Annotated in this window: 19 protein-coding genes; 3 read left to right on the plus strand and 16 right to left on the minus strand. The window is 39.9% G+C overall.

What is annotated here, in order from left to right:
* Positions 1-97 precede the first annotated feature (97 nt).
* Positions 98-2,329 carry a TonB-dependent receptor gene (locus CWD91_RS12640; RefSeq protein ID WP_103441308.1) on the minus strand — a complete coding sequence of 744 codons (2,232 nt, stop codon included), beginning with the start codon at positions 2,327-2,329 and terminating at the stop codon, positions 98-100.
* 188 nt (positions 2,330-2,517) lie between these two features.
* Positions 2,518-3,087, minus strand: coding sequence for a hypothetical protein (locus CWD91_RS12645; protein WP_157943775.1), 570 nt, complete (start codon positions 3,085-3,087; stop codon positions 2,518-2,520).
* 261 nt (positions 3,088-3,348) lie between these two features.
* Here CWD91_RS12645 and CWD91_RS22815 point away from each other — a divergent pair, with 261 nt between their 5' ends.
* A complete protein-coding gene (locus tag CWD91_RS22815; RefSeq protein WP_192877664.1) occupies positions 3,349-3,489 on the plus strand; it encodes a hypothetical protein in 141 nt (46 codons plus the stop codon).
* A gap of 18 nt (positions 3,490-3,507) precedes the next feature.
* On the opposite strand, the gene CWD91_RS12650 is transcribed toward CWD91_RS22815, so the two are convergent.
* The 12 genes from CWD91_RS12650 to CWD91_RS12705 all read right to left on the minus strand — a co-directional run bounded on the left by CWD91_RS12650 (position 3,508) and on the right by CWD91_RS12705 (position 15,410).
* Positions 3,508-4,530 carry an amidohydrolase family protein gene (locus tag CWD91_RS12650; RefSeq protein WP_239985762.1) on the minus strand — a complete coding sequence of 341 codons (1,023 nt, stop codon included), beginning with the start codon at positions 4,528-4,530 and terminating at the stop codon, positions 3,508-3,510.
* Positions 4,531-4,830: 300 nt separating this feature from the next.
* The gene (locus tag CWD91_RS12655) at positions 4,831-5,418 is read right to left on the minus strand and encodes a nucleotidyltransferase family protein (protein ID WP_103441311.1); all 588 of its coding nucleotides are present in this window, start codon (positions 5,416-5,418) and stop codon (positions 4,831-4,833) included.
* A 32-nt stretch (positions 5,419-5,450) separates the two neighbouring features.
* On the minus strand, positions 5,451-6,461 hold the full coding sequence (locus tag CWD91_RS12660) for an XdhC family protein (protein WP_103441312.1): 1,011 nt from the start codon (positions 6,459-6,461) through the stop codon (positions 5,451-5,453).
* Between the two features lie 2 nt (positions 6,462-6,463).
* Entirely contained in the window at positions 6,464-7,663 is a 1,200-nt protein-coding gene (locus CWD91_RS12665) for a molybdopterin molybdotransferase MoeA (protein ID WP_103441313.1), read from the minus strand.
* A 30-nt stretch (positions 7,664-7,693) separates the two neighbouring features.
* Positions 7,694-8,560: a polysaccharide deacetylase family protein gene (locus CWD91_RS12670; protein WP_103441314.1), complete on the minus strand. Its 867-nt coding sequence runs from the start codon at positions 8,558-8,560 to the stop codon at positions 7,694-7,696.
* 33 nt (positions 8,561-8,593) lie between these two features.
* Complete coding sequence (locus CWD91_RS12675) at positions 8,594-9,676, minus strand: ThiF family adenylyltransferase (RefSeq protein ID WP_103441315.1); 1,083 nt, start codon at positions 9,674-9,676, stop codon at positions 8,594-8,596.
* Positions 9,677-9,726: 50 nt separating this feature from the next.
* Positions 9,727-10,320 carry an NTP transferase domain-containing protein gene (locus CWD91_RS12680; protein WP_103441316.1) on the minus strand — a complete coding sequence of 198 codons (594 nt, stop codon included), beginning with the start codon at positions 10,318-10,320 and terminating at the stop codon, positions 9,727-9,729.
* A gap of 65 nt (positions 10,321-10,385) precedes the next feature.
* Positions 10,386-11,369 carry a GTP 3',8-cyclase MoaA gene (gene moaA, locus CWD91_RS12685; RefSeq protein WP_103441317.1) on the minus strand — a complete coding sequence of 328 codons (984 nt, stop codon included), beginning with the start codon at positions 11,367-11,369 and terminating at the stop codon, positions 10,386-10,388.
* Between the two features lie 111 nt (positions 11,370-11,480).
* Entirely contained in the window at positions 11,481-11,735 is a 255-nt protein-coding gene (locus tag CWD91_RS12690) for a MoaD/ThiS family protein (protein ID WP_103441318.1), read from the minus strand.
* Positions 11,736-11,737: 2 nt separating this feature from the next.
* Positions 11,738-13,966 carry a xanthine dehydrogenase family protein molybdopterin-binding subunit gene (locus CWD91_RS12695; protein WP_103441319.1) on the minus strand — a complete coding sequence of 743 codons (2,229 nt, stop codon included), beginning with the start codon at positions 13,964-13,966 and terminating at the stop codon, positions 11,738-11,740.
* A gap of 90 nt (positions 13,967-14,056) precedes the next feature.
* Entirely contained in the window at positions 14,057-14,518 is a 462-nt protein-coding gene (locus tag CWD91_RS12700) for a (2Fe-2S)-binding protein (protein WP_103441320.1), read from the minus strand.
* A 181-nt stretch (positions 14,519-14,699) separates the two neighbouring features.
* Entirely contained in the window at positions 14,700-15,410 is a 711-nt protein-coding gene (locus CWD91_RS12705) for a galactosamine-6-phosphate isomerase (protein WP_103441321.1), read from the minus strand.
* Positions 15,411-15,762: 352 nt separating this feature from the next.
* Here CWD91_RS12705 and CWD91_RS12710 point away from each other — a divergent pair, with 352 nt between their 5' ends.
* Both CWD91_RS12710 and CWD91_RS12715 read left to right on the plus strand, forming a co-directional pair.
* Positions 15,763-16,854 carry a vWA domain-containing protein gene (locus tag CWD91_RS12710; protein WP_103441444.1) on the plus strand — a complete coding sequence of 364 codons (1,092 nt, stop codon included), beginning with the start codon at positions 15,763-15,765 and terminating at the stop codon, positions 16,852-16,854.
* Positions 16,855-17,009: 155 nt separating this feature from the next.
* Positions 17,010-17,837 carry an OmpA/MotB family protein gene (locus CWD91_RS12715; protein WP_103441322.1) on the plus strand — a complete coding sequence of 276 codons (828 nt, stop codon included), beginning with the start codon at positions 17,010-17,012 and terminating at the stop codon, positions 17,835-17,837.
* A 101-nt stretch (positions 17,838-17,938) separates the two neighbouring features.
* Here CWD91_RS12715 and CWD91_RS12720 read toward each other — a convergent pair whose 3' ends face one another.
* Complete coding sequence (locus CWD91_RS12720) at positions 17,939-19,753, minus strand: alkaline phosphatase (RefSeq protein WP_239985763.1); 1,815 nt, start codon at positions 19,751-19,753, stop codon at positions 17,939-17,941.
* 494 nt (positions 19,754-20,247) lie between these two features.
* A complete protein-coding gene (locus CWD91_RS12725; RefSeq protein ID WP_103441323.1) occupies positions 20,248-21,717 on the minus strand; it encodes a M14 family metallopeptidase in 1,470 nt (489 codons plus the stop codon).

The raw sequence follows: 21,717 nt of genomic DNA on the forward strand, positions 1-21,717 counted from the left end.
CAAGAAAACTCTTAACGGTTTTTGAAAGCCGTTAATTTAAAAAAAAGCTCCTTCCCCCCTTAAGGGAAAGGAGCTAAAAATTCGAGTACAAACTAAATTAAAAACTTACGGATACTTTTCCCCTGGCAAAGAATGGTGTCCCTGGGGTAAAATGGATTTCTTCCACGGCATTTGGTTCATTAAATAACCTGCTGTTTGTAGCAAATTGGGTCTCGTTCCATTCAGTATCAAACATATTATCCACTATGAATCCAAAACTCCAATTCTTCCAGGAATAATTAAGATTAAAATCGGTTACAAAATACCCCTCGGCAATAATGGAATTGTCTTCATTGGCAGGTCGGTCCCTAATAAAACGGTAATTAATTCCACCTGAAAGGTTGCCAAGTCCCCTAAAGCTAAGTCCGCCCGAGGAGGTCAGGTCGGGCGCCAAGGGAATATAATCCTCTCCACTAGGGTCTTCTGTACTTCTTGCATAGGTATAATTAACATCGCCATAGGCGTACAACCAGTCCGTTAGCTGGTATCTAACACCTAGGTCTAATCCAAGGTGTTGGGTCTTACCGCTAGGTTCCACAATACCTGCATCCCCTACATAAACGAACTCCTGCTCCAAAAAAAGATGCCATAGGGCCATATTTAATACCAATCGGTTTTTTGGCTTGTAAATAGTTCCTATATCGGTCCCGAAGGCCAATGGCAATATTCTTTCCCCATTATTGGCGGTAACCACCCTAGTATCATTGGAATGAAATCCAATGCCTGTTTTGGCATACAACTGCAGGTCCGAGGTAGCCTTATAAATGGCATTTAGCTTGGGACTGACAACCAATTTGTTTTCACTTTTTTGATCATAGGTCGTTGTCAATAGATTTTCATAATCAAACTTTAAATAATCCAGACGGACACCGGGATTAATGTTCCACTTATTTATTTTGTAATTCATATTCAAGAACCCATAGGCGTTCAATTCATCAATATTGCCTAAAGCAAGCGGGTCCAAGGTGGTCTTTCTGTTTATGGTATGGGAAAGCTCTACTTCGTTTATATCGTCATATCTAAACCCTATGCCCGCTTGGAATCTGAATTGAGAATTATTTTGGTCCAAATGAATGGTTCTATCATAACTGGTCTCTCCCCCAATGAGGCTTCTATTTTCCTTTTGCTTTATTTGATCTCCGTTAATGGGGTCCTCGAGAAAAAAAGTGAAATTGGAATACAGTTCAAAATCATATTTTGAAATAAAGAACTTGGATTTAAGTCTACTATGCTGGTCCAATTGTTTGTCATGATTCACCAAGAGGTTGGTACGGCTGGTATTTCCCCCCTCGGTATCGTCTATGGCACCAAACCTGCCAATGCTCCCATTGTCAACCGCCCGTTGGGGAACTTGTCCCGAGGCATCCCATTTGCTCTGAAAATGTGAGGCGGTCAAATCCAATTCGCTACCGGCATCATCCTTATGATTGTACCGTCCCATAATGTTTATTCGATTAAAATTCTGGGGAGATTTAAAAACGCCATCAGAAATTAAATATTCCGAGGCAATATAGGCATTGTCATCATCGCTTTCCAATAGTTTTAGCATCCCCAATCCTCTTAAGGTATTGTATTTTCCTACCTCCATGCTTACCACATTTTTTTCCAATCTCTTTTTGGTGGTCAGGTCCACATAGCCGGCAGTATTAAAATTACCTTTATCCGCATAGTAGGGACCTTTGCCAAAATCTATATTATCTATGGTTTCCGGAATTATGAAATGCATATCTGCATAACCCTGGCCATGGGCATGGGACACCATGTTTACGGGTAAGCCGTCTACGTTTATAGCGATATCCGTTCCATGATCTATATCAAATCCCCTTAGGAAAATTTGTTCGGCCTTTCCTCCACCTGCATGTTGGCCAATAATGAGACCAGGTACTTTCCTAAGGATTTCTTGGGAAGATTTAACGGGATCGGATTTAACGTCCACATTTACAAAACTGCTCATGGCGTTTATATTGGATACCAGTACCACCTGTTCCAAGGAAACCGCAGCCTCCTCCAGGACTATCTGTAGAGTTGTATCCAACTGACTTTCGGTTATGAGCAGTTCTTTGTTCCTGAATCCAAGACTGTAAAAATAGACACGATCATTGATGGTAACATTCACCAGACTAAAGGCTCCCGAATTATTGCTATAGGTATAATGCCCCGTATTCTTATTATACACCCCTACTCCACTTAAGGGGCTGTTGTCCTGATTGGTTATTGTTCCACTTATTGTATGGGCCTGCAAGGTACCGGAAAGTAAAAGAATCAATAATCCAAGAGTATTTTTAACCATAATTTTAAATTTTATTCCGGATAGCTATATGCTATCCCTGATATATATTTTGGGCATACCTATCCATGGCGGGCCAATGGCCTTGTAAGGTGTAGCGTTGTATGCCTTTTCTTTAAAGTATCTTAGGATTGGACAATAACAATGGAGAAGGAAACCAATTGGACCCAGAATGGGATATTGGATTTCTTTCAAAAATTATTATGTTCCAAAAATTTTTTTAGGGCTTTTGGAGGAGGTACAACGAGGTATTTAATTCCTTTGGAAGTGTTTCCCCGAATATTGGAAAAATAGGCTTTTTTAAATGTCTTGATAGTTTGGATAGTTCTATAATTGGCAACCACAAGATGCTTGTCCAAATCCAATGGCACCTTTATCGTGTCATTGTCCTTTTGGGTTGGGGTTGAAGTACTGAATGCCATGCTCATAAAACCTATAACTTCATGACTATGGGTATCCGCATTATGTGGGTGGGGATGGCCATGGGAGGCAATTTCGTTTGATTCTGTATGTTCATGGGCCCATGTTGTATAGATTGATGCCTCGGCATGGGCTTCATCCTCCTGGGCATGGTCGTAAAAATCATGGGTATGGGAGATAAAGGAGTGATGCCCTGCTCCCTGATCAAGTGAATGCGATATAAAGTGCATGAGTTCCGTTAACTCCTGCTGTAAAGGGGCCATTAGATAGCAGATGCCAATAAAGCAAGCTACACTTCTAAACAACCACGGCTTCAAGCCTTTTTCATTTTTCTGGGTCACGTACACCTTTTTTATACTCTACCTACGGAAAATTTATGCTATGGGTTTGATTTTAGTGGAAAAATATAAAAACACAGCCTTTTAACAGCTATAATATCAAGAAACATTATCAGGATGTGGTGAAGTTGAATGCAGGGAAATAGAAGGTAATTGTCTTTTGGGGTGATGAAAAAGGGGTAAATAATTTAACATTAAAACAACAATTTAATTCCCCTTGCGTTCTATAAAAAAAGTAACTTTATATCACAAAAAACGAGCGATATGTCATTTTTATCACCGCAAATTGAAGCTTTGGCCAAAAGAAAAAAAGAGCAATCCCTGATTAAAAAACCCAATTCATGTGGTATTTTTCAGGAGTACGGACAGCTGGAAAAGATTCAAAAACCTGAATATAGGAAATAAGTGCTCTAAAAAGCGTTGCTAATCTTGTGGGAATAGGCTTTTGTCCAATCCAGGAATGAGGTTAAGCGCATTCTTGTAATATAGCTTTTTAAGTACTTCGTCCGGTAGGTCCATACCATACATGGCCCAGAAAGCATGGTATTTCTTATGATAGGGGAAATATTCGTCATCGGATTCCAACACTCTAAAATAGGTAGGGAATTCTTCAGGTTTCCAACTGTCCTTACCGAATAGGACCCTGTCTTGATATTTCACAAAAAAGTTATGTGCATTTTTTGGTTGCCGGCCCAATTCAGCAATAATGGCTCCAATACCCACATACATATTGGGCATTTCGTCCATTAATTTCCCCAAAGTACCCAAATCGTTGGCATACCAACCCATATGGGCATTGATAAATTTGGTTTTCGGATGCTTTTTAAACATGCTGTGTTGTTCTCCAATAATTTGCTCCCAGGAAGCTGGGTCTGTTGCCGAGCGTTTTCTTCGGGGATGTGTTTTTAATTCCAACCACCTTTCATTATCGGAATTTACCTCATCCCAAAAGGGTTTGGGATCTGCGGAGTGAATGAGAACGGGCACTCCCAATTCCGCGCATTTGTCCCAAATGGCACCTATACGGTCATCATCTATAGCCAATCGTTTTCCGGAGGAATCGGTGTCCCTTAATCCTAAACTCTTATACACCTTTAGTCCCTTGGCACCGTTTTTAATATCAGCTTCCAACTGTGCAACGGCCTTCTCGGCCCAACCAGGGTTACCTACCCCGTCAAAATCCACATTGGCAAAGACCGCAAACCTATTGGGATAATGATTCTTGATATTTTCCAAGGATTTTTTAATTCTATCTCCTGAGCCACCACTTAGATTGACCATGATGCCCAAGTTGAGCTTATCCATATCCGCAATTAGAGGGGAAAGGTCTTGTGTTGGCATTTGGTATTGATGGCCATGGACATCTATAAAGGGGAATTTGGCCTTATAGATTTCCTTACCGGGAACTTTTAGCGTCGATACCGGATTGTACTCCTCAAAGCTCATGTCTTGGGCTAATAGGTGACTTGTAAAAGCTAATTGTAAAATACAAACAAGGGATAAAGTTTTTAAGGACATTGCAACATTGAATTAGATCCTAAATTTATACTTTATAGAGGACAACGCGAAGTTTGGAGTAAAAAAATTACTTTTAATTACTCCTGTACTGGAAGTATGGCCATGGATTTCTGTTTCGGTTTTTTTCTACTATATCAGGGACGTACATTTTTGAACCTTGAACTTTGAACTTTGAACTTGGAATCATGAAATTGCCAACTATTCACTGTAGCTACCACTCACCACTGCCTACTGATTACTGAAAAACTGTCCGCCCTTTCGCACCCGCTCGTAATCTTCCTTAGTGTCAATATCCACTTCTTTTCCATTTGGGGATAGCGTAAGCACGTCATTTATATGGGTTTTGATAATATCCTTAGCACCAAAATCTGCATGCAAGGTTTTTAAAGCTTCAAAATGGACTCTTCCAAAAATGGCAGGTACCCCTACTCTATTTTGATACTTTGTAGCCACAATACTGCATCCGGAATCCGTAAAATTATCGATCATAGTATTTAAATACTGCGGATCTATAAAAGGTTGGTCGGTCAACATTATTAAAATACCATCATAGTGGTCTTCCCGCTCCAGCAGATGTTTTGTTCCACATGCAATGGAATTCCCCAGTCCCATATTCCAATCGGAATTATAAACAGTATCCGTACCACCAAATTCGGTTTCCTGAATTATTTCTTCTTTATAGGCCCCTAAAACGGTAAGTATGGTAGTTGCATTGGAATCTTGGGCATTTCTAAGGGCATTTCCGATTAGAGTGGAATTTCCCCAGGGCAACAATTGCTTTATGGCTTTCATACGGGAGGAAGTCCCGGCTGCCATAATCAAAATAGCTATGTTATGCTCTTTAGGTATCAATCGTGTATCCCGGTTTCTTTATCTTTTAAAAGTATAGGTTCTTTTTCCCTGGAAACAGTTAGAATTTCAGCAACGATGGCCAGGGCAATTTCCTGAGGTGTCTCCGCCCCTATATTCAGTCCGGCAGGTCCATGGATACTGTCCAAAAAGGCGTAGGTAATGTCGGGGTCGAGTTCCATTAGTTCGTTAAACAATTTTTCACGCCTTCTGTGTGGTCCCAAAAGCCCTAAATATATGGGATTTACCTTGCTTAGGGTCAACAAATACTTTAAGTCCTTGGAATAGCTGTGATTCATAAGGATTATGGCCGTATGTTGATCTACCTCCCCCAAAGGAAAGCTATCGGGTAGGATTCCAAGAAAATCATGGGCACCTTCAAAATCCAATATATTTTTTTCCTCGGATGGGTCGGCTATTATGGTTACTTCCCATCCGGTTAATGCGGCAAAACCACAAAGTTGTACGGCATCGTGTTCGGCGCCAATGATAAACAACTTAAAGCAGGGTTGCATATTTTGTTCAAAAACTTCAAGATCATCCCTTCCTTGATACCCTGTGGACAATGGTAATTCTATATTTCCAAATATAAAGGTTGAGCCATAAAAAGCATTTAATCCTTCTTTTTTTTCAAAATGGGAGCTTACCTTAAAATGTTGTCGCGATTGAATGGTTTGCTCAAAAGTTTCCAATAATATGGTGTCCGGTCTAAAGGGCTCCAATAAAATATAAAGTATGCCCTCGCATCCCAAGCGATATCTACCATCATAGGTCATTATTTTGGAGATTTGATCGTCAAAAACGGGCTGCGCTTGTCTAATTACTTCCTTTTCAACACATCCTCCGCTAACGGCACCTACCATATGTCCGTCTTCCAGTATCAGCATTCGCACACCAGGTCTTCTATAGGAAGAGCCATCCAAGGCCACCACGGTAGCCAAAACGGTCTTTATGCCTCTTGAAGTGGCAGATTGGTATTCACGTATAATTTTTTTGAGTTCGTGCGTCATAATTATAATAAATCTCTGGTCGGAACAAAGTCAACCAACTCCCCTACCTCATAGGGTTCAATTTTGGGTTCAAGCACAATAAATCCGTCAGTATTCACCAAACTGCACAGATCCCCTGACCCATTTTCCTTCACTAAGAAGGCCACTAAGTGTCCTCTGTTATACTCTAATTTAGCTCTTAGAAGCAAAGTTAAATCGCCCTTAACCTCAACGGCCTCTTTTAAAATAACCTCAATTTTGAGTAGTGGTAGGCCTAGGGAGCGATTTAACCAATCCTTAAAATAGACATTGTAATTTGCAAATGTGGAAACTGGATTTCCTGGAAAAGAAAATACCACCGTTTTAGACTCTTTTTGAATCCCGAACCAAAATGGCTTACCAGGTCGTTGAAATACCCCGTGGAATATTTTTTCTACGCCCAACTCCTCCATTACTTGTGGAATAAAATCAAATTTCCCCTTGGACACTCCACCACTTAACAGGACTGCGTTGTTCAACTTCAAAGTGTTGCCAAGTGCTTTTTTTATTGGGTCTTTTTCATCTGGAAGATGCAGCTTGGCAGGAACAATGCCCTCTTGTGACAAAGCCGCATAAAGGGTATGGATGTTGGATTTGCGTATTTGGTGCGGCAAGGGTGTTTCATCTACCTCTACCAATTCATTTCCGGTAGAAACGATGGTCACTTTCGGCAGTTTTCGAACCCAAACAGAAGCTTTGCCCACTGCCGCCAATACACCAATTTCTGCAGCAGATATAACAGAATGTTTTGCCAGGACTGGATTGCCTTTTTTCTGATCGCTTCCATTGAGGTGAATGTCCTGGCCCTTTGTCGGATTTTTTATTAGACTGGCCCAACCATCCTCTATGACAAGGTGTTCGTACATGACCACTGTGTCTGCATTGTCGGGGACAACTGCCCCTGTCATTATTTCAATACAGTTAGCAGTGTTTCCCAGGCGTTGGGAGGGCATTCCTGCGGCCAATACCCCTTCTATCTTAAAAGTGGTCTGCCCTTTTTCAATGGCATCGTAGTTTATGGCAATTCCGTCCTTGGTAGCCCTATTAAAAGGAGGAAAATTTCTATCGGCAATAATATCTTCGGCAAGAATTCTGCCCATGGCCTGTTCAAGGGGGGCAAGTTCATTGCCAAAATCCTGGCTTAGGTCCAATACTTTTCGATAAGCGTCTTTAAAAGAAATCATGGAACACAAGTTACAATAAAAGAAGATTTGTTAATGTATAGTTCCTTGTAATTCTCTCCAAGTTATAGGTTTAATATTCCTTTCCTTTAGCAGGGCCGCCGTATTTGGATTGGTAAAAAAGTCAAAATCCATTTGCCGCCATTGGGAACCAAAATTGGGATGGCCCACACAGACTTGCTTCATTTCCATATTGTCAAAGGCCGGATGGATCAAAATCACATTTAGCCCCGCTGTAAGGTTTTTGAGCATCTGGGTATACAATCCCTCCAAGCCAGTGCTTTTCATAGTGTTAAAATTGCCTATATGTACCTTATGCACAATGCTGTCCGATTCCTTTAGCGAATCAGGATTGCCAACGCCTTCCAGCAACTGATCACTTAAGAAAATGGGCAGCTTGTATTCCTTGCCCATTTCCCTGTAGACGTCCAGCAATTCATTGGTGAGCCCTAGGGTGTACATATGGGAATCCAAATGGGTGGGTGTAATACCTGCATTCAACGCCCTATCAATTTGCGCCTTCAGTTCCTTCTTAACCTCTTCTGGCTTTGCCAATTGCTTTACTTGATCTCTTTTGGCATGAAAAAAACCGAGCTCATCTACCAAACTAGGGACTTCAGAATAAGGAAGCACGGGACCAAATTTATAATGTTTCCATTCGCAGGTCAAGGTGAGGTGGATTCCGCAATCGTATTGTGGGTGTTGTTTGGCGAAATTGGCCATGTCCCCAAACCATGGACAGGGAACCATAATGCTATATGAAGTTACAATCCCTTTTTTCAAAGCTTCAATTGTGGCTGCATTTTCAGAGCATGATAGTCCGGCGTCATCGGCATGAATCATTAAAAGGGTGTCATTCCTGCCATACCCCAATCGCTCTAAGTCGTAATACTTGGCCATATAATTCTATTTGCAGGGAGTTCCCATAAGACACTAGTTCCATTTATGATGGGCTAGAAACCTATCAACTCCTCCTATTATATTGTAAAGTTCAAGTTGGTTATTTATTTCTTCCAACATTCCCATCGCCATTGCACTTCTTTTTCCGGATTGACAAAGCAAATAAATTGGTATCTGGAGGTCCAATTCCTGTATTCGGCCCTTTAGTTCATCCAAAGGAATATTTACAGCTTTAACCTGTGGCAGGGAAAGGCTTTCAAATTCCGTTACGGTCCTCACATCGATTATCTGAAGAGCTTTGCCGGCTTTTATCTTTTCCGCAATTTCCTCCACACTTATGCCAGCAGTTGCTTCACATAGTTCTGCTCCATAGGATTTTTGAAGTTCTTGCAACATTAGATTTCCTGGTTGAAGACTAAATGTAATGGTTTGATAGGATTGATTCAATCCATTGAACAACAGTAGTTTACCATTTAGTATTTCACCAATGCCTGCGACTATTTTTACAGCCTCCAAAGCCTGAAGATTTCCTACAATACCTGGAATTACGCCCAAGACCCCATTTTCGTTGCAATTTGGTATCTCTTTTTGCGTAGGCATGTTGGGAAACAAACATCTATAGGTTGGGCCGCCTTGGTAATTAAAAACGCTGAGCTGTCCTTCAAAGCCTTGTATGGCACCGGAAACAAATGGCTTTTTTAGGATCACACAAGCATCATTTATCAAATAGCGCGTTGGAAAATTATCGGAGCCATCCACAATAACATCAAATTGGGAAATAATTTCCAAGGCATTGTGTCTAGTGAGAAAGGTATCAAATGTTTTAAATTGGGTATTGGAATTCTGTGCTCTCAATCGTTCCAAAACAACCTCTATTTTTGATCTTCCCAAATCCTTTTCCGTATACAACACTTGCCGTTGAAGATTGGTGATTTCAATAATATCCTGCTCCACGATACCTATTGTACCTACTCCCATTGCATTCAGATACAGTAGGGCAGGAATTCCCAATCCGCCCGCACCAATCACCAAAATACTGCTGTCCTTCAGCTTGTGTTGGGCTTCGGCTCCAAAATCTTTTAAAATAGTCTGTCTCTGGTATCTCTTGAAGTTCATTTACAAATAACTATCCAACTTTAATATTTTCTGTAGTCCGCGGGATTTCCCTAATTGGGGGCTAATCTCAGCAATACCTTTTCATAATCTTCCTTAAAGTTTGCGTTCCATAATACTTCTTCATTCTCAGGAAATACCAACTTAATATCTTCATTGATCAAAAATTTACGCGGACAGGTACCTAGCCCGTTTTCCAAATAATCCAATGATTTTTGTAGCCCGGAAGGTTCCCAAATGGCACATAAAGGTTCTGGCAAACCACTCTCCTTTGTAGCAAAGGCGGTAGCCAATTTGGACGGATTTCGTAAGTCGATCAATTGTTCAAGGGCATCCTGGTCCATTAGCGGAAGATCGCAGGCCAAAACCAACCAAGCCACATTGGGATTAAAATTGTGGGCACTTAAAAGGCCGTTGTAGGGCCCTTTAAATTTGTTTTGATCAATAATTAGATTGTGATCGGAAGAGAATTCCGAGGCCTGTTCCTCTCTAATGCTCATATAGGTAATATCGCATACCTGCTGCAAGAGTGTGTAAAGGTATTCGCGCTGTGCTACGCCATGATATTTTATTAAACCCTTGTCTGTTCCCATTCTGGTACTTTTTCCACCGGTAAGTACTAGACCATATATTTTAGTGGAGCTCATTTTTTGTAGTTAAATTATCTCGGTTCTGCCACAAATTACAATTATTCAGGGTATAGCAGAATGATTTATCCGCCTATGGAGGTCATTGAATTTTCAAATATTCCATCATATTTCTCCTGTTCCTCAAACCCCGTTTTGGATCTACTACCAATGGCGTTTAGAATATGTTCCTTAATTTTTTCTTCGGCATTCCCCCCACGCATCACTTCCCTAAGATTCATTCTTGGTTTACCGTACAGGCAGGTTATTACATCACCTGTGGCAGATATCCTTAACCGATTGCAGCTGCCGCAAAAGGTCCTGGTGAAGGAGGGTATTAGGCCAAAAGTACCTTTGTGCCCCTTTATTTTGTAATTGATGGATGTAGATGTTTTGGGAGATTCCAACTTGGTAATATCAGAATATTCCGATTGGATATGGCTCAATATCTTTTTATAGTCCCATGCAATGGTACTGAAAGATTTACTACCGCCATTGAATGGCATTTCTTCCAAAAAACGTACGGATACCGGATAATGCTTCATCACCTCGAGTATTGGTATAATATCCTGGGTATTCTGATTTTCGAGCGCAATAAAATTAATACGGACATTGAAACCTTCGGCAATCAATTTCACCAAATTGTTATAAACGGTCTCATATTGATTTCGTCTTGTGATCCGTTCAAAAGTTTCCTTGTCAATGGCATCGAGGCTAACATTGATATTTTTAATTCCCAAAGATTTTAATTCCTTGATATGCGGACCGATCAGCGTAGCATTCGTTGTAATGGAAATATCTTTTAGCCCTTCTAAATTGGAAAGTTTGCGCAATAAAATCATCAGGTCCTTCCTAACAAAAGGTTCGCCGCCTGTAATCCGAATTTTGTCTATTCCCTGCCCTACCATGATTTCACTCAATTTGCAAAGCTCATCTATGGTAAATAGGGAGTCTTTTTGAGCAAAATTTATCCCTTCGGAAGGCATACAATAGTTGCAACGCAGATTACAGCGGTCGGTTACCGCCAAACGCAAATAATTTATTTTTCTATTGTGATTGTCTATCAGCATTTTTCCTCTTTTTTACTCACTAAGTGAGTTTTGAATACTCCGACGTTTGTGTCGAAATGTTATCAGTAGTTTCCTTCCGATGGCTCATGGGTTTGCCCTGAGGTAATTGATTTATCCGCCACTTACTGGTGGAATTAGTGCAATTTCATCAAAATTATCGATTATGGTGTCATCATTTGCATAAGAATTGTTTACTGCGACGGCCAAAGATGATAATTTTTTCAGCTCGGGGTACATTTTGCCCAAATATTCTTTTAGCTCTTTAACGGTCTTGGTTTTTTTTATTCCAAATTCACTTGAGCTTGGCATGGACAATGTTGAGCTACCAATAATGTCCTTTGTAACACCAAAAAGTAATATTGTCATACTTATCCTATTATAGGTTTAGTCGGGACTTGCATAAGTTCCGGGAATTTTGAAAATGGCTGTTGGGTAAATCTATTGCCGGTAGCTGCTTTTAGGGCATTGGCAACAGCTGCACCTGCAGGTGGCAATGTTGGTTCGCCCAATCCCGTTGGCGCTATTTCATTTTGTATGAGATGTGATTCCACGACAGGAATTTCTCCCATCCGGATCAAACGGTATTTGTCATAATTCTGTGACTGTGGCTTCCCTTCCATAAAAGTGAGATCTCCGTACATGGCATGGCCTACTCCATCTATAACTCCACCTTCTATTTGATTTTTGGCACCCAAGGGATTTACAACTATACCGCAATCTACCACGCAGGTAACTTTTTTTACGACAGGCACCCCGTTTTCAATTTCCACATCGGCAACTTCCGCTACATGTGAATTATGGCAATAATAGGCGGCAAAACCTTGGAAGACTCCATCCTCTTTTTTGCCCCAACCTGATTTGTCCACTGCAACTTTGATTACATTTTGCATACGTTCAGGTGAATATTGGATACGCTCGTCCGTGCTGCCTTTAACTTTTTCCAATAAATCCAAACGCAGCTGAATGCGATCCACCTCCATAATCTCCGCCAGTTCATCGAAGAAACTTTGTTCGGCAAAGGCCAAAAAATTGGTATAGGGCGCTCTCCAGGCTCCAGTGGTAATATTACTTTGATAATTGGCGACATCCACTTGGTAATTCTCAATGGCACCTGCAGGGAAGAAATTAGGTATTAATCCATACATATTTCCACCAATGGCTGCCTCCTTCAAATGGTAGGCAGTTACATGGCCGTCTTTTATGGCCGCTTTAATTCTATATTTTATAGCTGGGCGATAGGTACCGGCAGTCATGTCATCTTCACGGGAAAATACCAGTTTGACCGGTTTTCTTATAAGGTCGGCAATTTCCGCCGCCTCATAGACAAAATCCCCATAAAGTCGCCTTCCAAATCCTCCACCCATTCGGGTCATTTCCAAATGAACGTCCTTAACGTCCCTTCCCAGCATGCCAGCTACTGCGGTAGCTGCAAATTCCGGTGTTTGTACAGGCCCTACCAAATGGATCTTTTCATCTGTAATATTGGCGAAAAAATTCATAGGTTCCATACAATTATGGGGCAGGAAAGGCGATTCATAGGTGCGTTCCAATGTTTTATCGGCCTTGGCAAAGGCTATGTTGATATCTCCGTCCTTTCTCAAGGTCTTAAATTCCTTTCCATCCAACAATCCAATTAATTGCTTATCCTGAAATTCGGTGCTTTCCAAAACAGAGCCATTGACCCATTGGGCCGAAATTGCTTCCTTGCCTTTAAGGGCCTCCCAAGTAGTTTTGGCAATGACCACTACTTTATCACTCTTGCCCATGGCCACTGTCCAGTTGCCTATACCCTCCTTTGAAAGTTCCTTAGCCTTTTCGCCTATTCTAATTACATCGATAACACCGGGCATGGCTTTTGCTTTGGTATCGTCATAGGAATCCAATATTTGACCAAAGGCGGGTGGTCTCAAAACACAGGCATATACCATACCGTCCACCTTGTAATCCAACCCAAAAAGGGGTTTACCTGTGACTATCTTGTCTATATCCACATTTTGGGCGTCGGTGCCAATAATCTTGAAATTCTTTGGTTCCTTGAGGGTTACACTTTCCGGAACTTCCATGATTGCTGCCTCCTTTACTACATCACCATATCCGAGGGTTTCTCCTTTGGCATTGCTGATTACACCTTCAGAAGTAGTGCATTCAGAGGGGGCTACTCCCCATTTGGCTGCCGCGGCATTTACCAACATTTGACGGGCCGTTGCCCCTGTCTGTCTTAGGGGCTCCCAACCAAGTCGGATCGACTGGCTTCCACCGGCAAGCTGTCTGGTATAATTTTCAGTGTCCAAAATTCCTTGTTGCACATAAACCTTATCCCAAGCAACATCCAATTCTTCGGCTATAAGCATGGGCATAGCTGTTTTTACGCCTTGCCCAATTTCAGGGTTTGGCGAATAAATGGTTACCGCACCATTATCTGCAATTTTTATAAAGGCATTGAAATCATTAAAATTTAACTGGGAAATATCTACAGGTGGCTGCACCTTGGGCTTACAGGCCGTGAAAAGATTAAAACCAATAAGTAGCCCACCACTTGCAAGTGATGAAGTCCTAATAAATGACCTTCTGTTAAACGTTATTGATGATGTTGACATAATTTTAGTTTTTTTATCCCCAATATTTTAAGGATGTATTTTTTTTATGGTAAGCGAATACGGTAGCCTTAATACCAGCATGGGAACGGATTACCCTAATTTGGTAGCCGCAATTTCAACAGCCCTATGGATTCTTGTATAGGAAGCACATCGGCATATATTACCGTGCATAGCGGTTTTTATTTCGTCAGAAGTGGGATTTGGATTTTTGTCCAAAAATGCAGAAGCGGTCATTATTTGTCCAGTTTGGCAATATCCGCATTGTGGCACATCTACTTCCTTCCAGGCCATTTGTACCGGATGGCTGCCATCTTCCGAAAGTCCTTCAATTGTAGTGATTTCCTGTACGCCCACTGAGGCTATAGGTAAAGAACAACTTCTTACTGCAGTGCCCCCTATATGAACGGTGCATGCACCGCATTGGGCAATTCCGCAGCCATATTTTGTTCCAACCAAATCCAAATGATCACGTAACACCCATAATAAAGGCGTGTCTTCCGCAACATCTACACTTTTGGAAATTCCATTAACTTTGATGTCATATTTTGGCATAGTCGATGTTTTTAAATTGAATTAAGTTATACCCTACAAGTTATCAAATTTAGGGCAAGAATGAATTAATTTAACAGTTTGTTAAGGGGATATTTCACACCTATTTTACTGCCTATCACTTATGAATGGAAACTTTAAAGGCCGGTGCATAATGCATCTATTTTTAGTCAATAAAATTAAATCAAAGAGCGCTCTTGTCCAAATAACAATCCACATTGGGATGCAACCATAAAAAGGAACCTGGCAATGAGGTGGTAATTTCCTTGCTCAACAACTTCTTTATGACCTTCTTTTTGTCCGGTCCTGTTAAGAGGAGAATAATCCTTTTGGATTTTAAAATATTGGACATCCCCAATGTTAACCCATAGGTTGGCTTGGTCTTCATATTATTGGCCATGGGATGTTTAAGGGAGGACTTGCTCAAATCTGCAATGTGGCAATCCGGGTATAATATTTTGGAAGGTTCGTTAAATCCTATATGGCCATTTTTGCCCAAACCTAGAATACAAATGTCTATAGGACCGTGTTCCTGAATTTCGTTTTCCATGCGATCACATTCCTTTTTAGCATCGGTAGGGCTGCTGTCGAAAGAAATATAATGGCTTTTAGGGATTTGAAGGGGGTCCAAAAGATTCTTTTGAAGATAATACTCAGATGTATTGGGATAATCCCCGTGGGTTCCACCCCATTCATCCAATTTTATGATCTTTATTTCCTTAAAAATGTTCGGGGAGCTTTTATAGGATTCAACCAATTTTTCATATAGCCTAGTGGGTGAATTCCCAGTGGCGGTGCAAATCAGCTGCTGCGGCTTGTCCCTCAACTGGGACAGTACGGAATCAGTGGCCATTTGGCTCATGTTTTCATAATCTGCACAATAATGTATATTCATAGCAAGTCCAAGCTTTATCTTCCGAAGGGTTATGTAAAATACAAAAATTAAATGTTCGGCACAGTGTAGCAGTAAAGTTTTCAGCCCTTTTATTTTAAAGCGCTTTAGGTAATATAGTGGCCCAGATGATAAATCCTATTATAATCACCTAATAATCAGAGGACATGCCTATTATTTGTTCGACTCCCAATGTTTTGATTAAGGCTTAATTTTTTTATAGCCTTAATGCTATTAAAGGCTGCAGAAAAATTGTGAATAAAGTCTTTAACAAATATTAACATACATTTTAAACATTAATATAATTTTAAATAGTTTTGAGCGTTCTGCTTGTTGAACGTTAAAAATTATGAAAATGAAATTATATACTAGAATGGCGGCTATATGCTTTGGCATTGCCTTATTTGTGTCATGCGGAAATGCGGATGATGATGTTAAATATGGTTTAAATACTGGAGGGGATTTAGGTCTTGGAAAGCCAGTGGATGACTGCCTAAATTTAGGTGATGGGGAATTGGTTTTGTCCATACAAGATCAGTTTACCACCTTACCCGGTAAGGTATCTATATTTTTTAAGGTTTCAGATAAGGATGGAGACCCAGTTCCGGGACTAAAGGCTAGTCAGTTTACAATTTATGAGCAAGGTAGAAATGATGCTTGTTTTAATACAATATCCACTTCTGAGTCATTTGCCAGGATATCTCCAAATTCACAAATATTCAACAACAATACTATTTTGGTGCTCGATCTAAGTAATAGTGTTTTGAGCAGTAGTATGGAGGAATTAAAAACGGCCTCCACAAGTTTTGTAAACAATGTGATGCCCGAAGTGGATACGGAATCCTTTAAAATGGCCATTTACTGGTTTGATGGGGAGGATAAATTACATGTGTTAAATGAACTTACCCATGTAAAACAGGATTTGGTTACTTCCATTCAAGGAATTAATGCCAATATTAGTAGTGATCCTTCTACCGATTTATACGGAGCTGTAATTAAAGCTACGGACAAAGCAGAAAAATTATTGGCCGCAAGCACTACCAATGATCGTATTGGTGCTGCCTCTGTTGTAATTTTTACTGATGGAACCGATCAGGCTTCACGCTATACCCAAACGGCCGCCTTGAAAAAAGTGGACAATGCCAATAAGAATATAGCCTTCTTCAGTATTGGATTGGGTGCGGAAATTGACACCGATATACTTGGAAAAATAGGGAAGACATTTAGCGTGTTTGCCGGTAATAAAGAACAATTGGAAACCACTTTCAACGACATTTCCTTTAGGGTTTCGGAACAGGCAAATAGTTTTTACCTTTTTGAATACTGTAGCCCAAAACGTGATGGTAGTGGTGATAACAACTTGGCCATTCAGGTAAAGGAAGGCAACAGGCAAGGAGCCGTTCAAACTAAATTTAACGCAAAAGGATTTACTGGAGGTTGTGAATAACGGTCATTAAGTTTCTTTTAATCAAAAGGTTAGGGCATCAAATTAGTTTGATGCCCTTTTTTTATGCAGATTTCTTTAAGCCATAACGTCTTTTTCTGCTATATGTCCGTATAACCTTACAGAAAACTATTTGTAAATTTTTTAATCTAAAAGAAATGAAAAAAGTAACGTTAGTTAGTTTGTTGGGAATGGCAGTTTTGGCTTCCTGTGTGTCTAAGAAAAAGTATGTTGCCCTAGAAGGCGATTTGTCCAACACTAAGAGCATGTTGACAAAAACGCAGGTAGAGAAAGAAGAATTGGAAACCAAAGTCTCCAAAATTGAAGCAAGGGTTGCAGAATACAACGAAAAAATAAACTCTTTGCAAGAAATAAATGATTCTCAATTTAGTTCTGTTGCCGATGTTGCCGTAATGAGCAACAACACAAAACAAAAAATGAGAGCTACTTTGGCAAAAATCGATCCTAGTGAATTGGCCAAAGCAAAAACTATGGAAGACTCCATGAACCTTGCTATTTCCTATAACTTAAAGAAATCCATTTCCGATGAAGATGATGATGTAATTGTGGACATCAACAAAACAGTGGTCATGATCAATATTTCAGATAAATTATTGTTCAACTCTGGGAGTTATAAAGTAAGTAGCAAAGCCAATAATATCTTGGCAAAATTGGCAGAAGTGATCAACTCCGAGCCCAGCATGGAGGTAATGGTTGAAGGACACACCGATTCCAAGACTATTAACACGGCAATGTTTCAGGATAACTGGGATCTAAGTGTTAAGAGGGCAACTTCCATTGTAAGGATTTTGCAGGATAAGTACAACGTTGACCCTGCTAATTTAATCGCAGCTGGCAGAAGTAGCTATTTGCCTTTAGTTGAGAATGACAGTAAGGATAATATGGCCAAAAACAGACGTACCAGAATAGTTATTATCCCAAACTTGGATAAGTTTTTTGCCCTTTTGGACGCTGAATCCTTGTAAGACAAAAAAAATTAATGTTTTAGCATAAGAAACCCCCGATGCCTGGCATCGGGGGTTTTTTTATAGCTGTTTTTCCAAGGAGTTCCGTTTGTAGGAAACTATTATTTCTTTGATTTATTTACTTTCAGCACCTTGAGAATCTTGTGAAAAACTTCGCTGTTTTCATAGACCCCTTGGAATTCCTGTGAATGTGGTCCGTAGGCAAAAATTGGAACCATGGTTGCAGTATGGTCATCGGTGGTAAAATCGCCCTCGATCATTTTCTTTTCCATATTTCCCTGGGGCATTGTAAATCCTGATGTTTCGTGATCTGCCGTTATAATCACCAAGGTGTTTCCGGATTTATCCGCAAATTTAATGGCTTCGGTTATGGCAACATCAAAATCTATTCCTTCCGTCACAATGCCAGCAACATCATTCTTATGCCCATATGAATCTATTTGGGCAGCTTCCACCATTAAAAAAAAGGGCTTGTTCTTGGCACTTAGGAATTGAAGTCCATTTTTAGTGGCTTCTGCCAATATATTTCCGCGACCGTCCAAAAAGCTGGGAACGTCGTTTTTCGCGATAAACATTCCTATTTTATCTTTTTTACTGCTTCCAATTTCTTGCACACTCTTTAAAATTGAAAACCCCTGTCCCTCTAATTCACCGCTGTTAAAACTGGATTCCCCTCCCCCAATAAAAAGGGATAGCTTACTCTTCAATAGATCTTTAGCTATATCTACAGTGTCATCCCGATCTTTTTGGTGGGCATAAAATGAACTTGGGGTAGCACCTACTATTTTATCGGTAGTGATACAACCACTTATAAATTGATGTTGATTCAATAATTCAGTTATATTCATCAAGGGTCGACCATTAGGGGCCATGCCAATTGACCTATTGTAGGTTTTTGTACCAGTGGCCAGGGCGGTTCCGGCTGCGGCGGAATCCGTGGTAAAATCGTCTGATGATTGCGTTTTAATAAAGCCTATACTTTTTAGTTGGGTCAGGGTAAGGCTTCCCCCATTGGCCAAAACGGATGAGGAAATTTGGGTTAGTCCATTGCCATCCCCAATAAGCAATATGACATTTTTGATGTTCTTTTCTGTTTGATCGGACTTGTATGTTGGTATATAGATATCAGATTTGGCATTGTTGTAATATACCCGGTTCCCTAAAGTTTGTAAATAAACCGATGATTTGTCAGGCATATCGGTATTAATATAATCCACACCTAAATCATGGAAAGCTTTCCATGCCGTTTTGGAGTCGGGAGTGGCCCAAAAACGGAAAGGCTTTTGAAAACTATGTGCCTTATCTATGGTTGCCTTAACTTTTTGAAGGTCTTCTGCCGTTAATCTGCCCTTCCCGTTCCATCTAGAATATTTATAAAACGGCAGGCTTACCAATGCTACCTTTTTCCATGTATCACCCTTGGGAATATTTTCCAAACTTTGATAATCGAACATTATAAATGGCGGATAATTATTATACTCTTCAGGCTTTGGCCTATTCCCGGATATTACCATCCTAATATTGGGGTTATTGATAATACTGGGATACTTTTCCAAAACGGAGACAATCTTATTTAAGCTTGTATAGGTTTCTGATTTTATGTCTATCAACAGCTGTAAATCCTGTATTTTCCCCAAATGCAATTCCAATACTTTTTCCATAGGTTTCAAGTAAAGGCTTTCAATGGTGTGGTTATTAATGATATCCTTTTCATCATGGGTGGCAAACAAGGTATCATTTTTAAGGAAAACATCTACTTCTATGGAGTTGGCCCCATGGGCATAGGCATCCCAGAACGGCATATTCTGCAAATAGTCGTTGTGGGAATGTATTTTAAACTGATGTGTTTCCTGGCCTATTATTAAATGAATGGATAGTAAAAAAAGAAATAAAAAAAAGCGATTTTGCCTAGACATGGATATTGAAATTTATGACTATTGATATTAGATTTAGTCCTTACCAAAATATTTTGGCAGATGTAATTCCCGAAGAAATAACATAGACCGGTACAATTTAAACAAAACTAATTATTTGTTGTGTTTTATTTTTTGATGGGACTTAAGTTAGCCTAATGATAAACTCTTCGCAACACTTACCGTCATGGCTTCTAGGGAGTATGTCAATATCCCAAAAGTAGGGTTTTTGGCCTGATAGTTGTTTTATTAATAGCAACCCCATTAAACCTATGTTCATAATGCGTACTAAAAACTAAATTTTGTATCATTCTAAAATAAAGTATCATGGTTGTAATCAACGACATTTTTCGGTATAGCGCTATCAGTGAGCTATCCTATTGGTTTAAGGGCCTTGCCCTAACTATATTTACCTGTATCGTAGGCATTCTTTTTATAATGCTGTACTGGATATTTAAATATGGAGATAGTATGCGTATTTCTTTTGGGTATTAGAATTATCTTAAAATCAAAGCATTTTTAAAATTACCTTGCCCGGATTTTAGATCAATAAGGAATCCATTGATAACCGCATAACGGGGTTTGCCCTGTTGCTCCAGCAAAAAGTTGGGAATAATACCTACCCTCATATTAAACTCCCGGACCTTGTAGTTCTTTCCTATGACATTGATGGGTAGTTCTATAAAACTCTTGTCTTTTGGGATATTCTCTACCCTAACATAAGTGAATCCTGAACGCAATAGATCCATTACCTTTAATTGCTCAACCTCTTTTAAAGATGCTAAGGTTTTTGGATATACCTTTCCGCCGGTCATTGTGAATCCTTTTCCTTCCAAGGTTTCATATCCATAATAGGTGGAAAGATCGCCCTGGTCCACAACCCTACTACTGTTGTAATAATTTTGGTGCACTGCGTCATCCACTTCCAACTGGTGAATACCAACATCCAAAGTATAATTTTTGCCCAATAAATTATAAGTAAGGTTGTTGAGTTTTAGATCGAATAGTTTACGGTCATTTTCAGGAATTTTATCATAGTCGGTAATCGGTATACTCTTATAGTTGCCTTCTGCAATGCTATAAATGGCCGAAAGTATGGAAACATAATTCAGTTTTCTAATTTCCTGTTTTTCAGCATCCCCTTTGTATCCCCCGGATTCTATTAAAATAGCGCTTGTGCCCCACTTTTGAATATTGTCTCCAAAGGCTCTTGGTTCAAAATCGTCATTGTACCGCCCAACTTGGCCTGGCGCATATTTTTGAATTATTTTATTCATATAAACGATTACCTTCATGGCGTTTGCACGTACATCATTGATGTCTTTTTCATAATTGAAGGCAGGTGCCAGATAAGAAATGGTAGCGGGCTTATCCGTCCTTTCAGCGTTGTAATAAGTGCTCTGGTCGTGAAGATTAAAACCGAAATCCGCATCCAAACTGTCCCTTACCCTTTTTAAGGTCCTTCCCTCAGGAGATTGCAATGATAATGCATCCCTATTGATGTCTATACCCAAGGTATTTCTCCTTTGATAGATTTCAGCGCCATCCGGATTGAGCATCGGTAAAAAATGCAACTTTAGATTTTTTAGGATATTCTCTTTTTCGCTCTTAAAATCATTACTGCTTAAAAAATTTATAATATCAAATATAGCCTGAGTGGCGGTTGGTTCATCGCCATGCATTTGTGACCATAGAAAAACATCGGTCGGACCAGTTCCAATACTTATCAAGGAAAGGTTTCTCCTCTCAATGGATTTGCCCACAACCGCTACCTTGAATTTGGGATTAATGGACACTTTATTTATTAATGGTTGTAAATCCACATGTTTTATCCTTCTTTTATTCAATGAGGGCTCCTTGTATTTCCCATAGGTAGTGTACAAACTGGATGTAAAATCCTTTTCCTGCCCGAAGCTTGAAAATGCTATTAAGAAACAAAGGATTAGGGTATATTTATTATTGACCAT

Origin of the sequence: Arenibacter hampyeongensis (assembly GCF_002909255.1) — a bacterium.
Taxonomy (GTDB): Bacteria; Bacteroidota; Bacteroidia; order Flavobacteriales; family Flavobacteriaceae; genus Arenibacter; species Arenibacter hampyeongensis.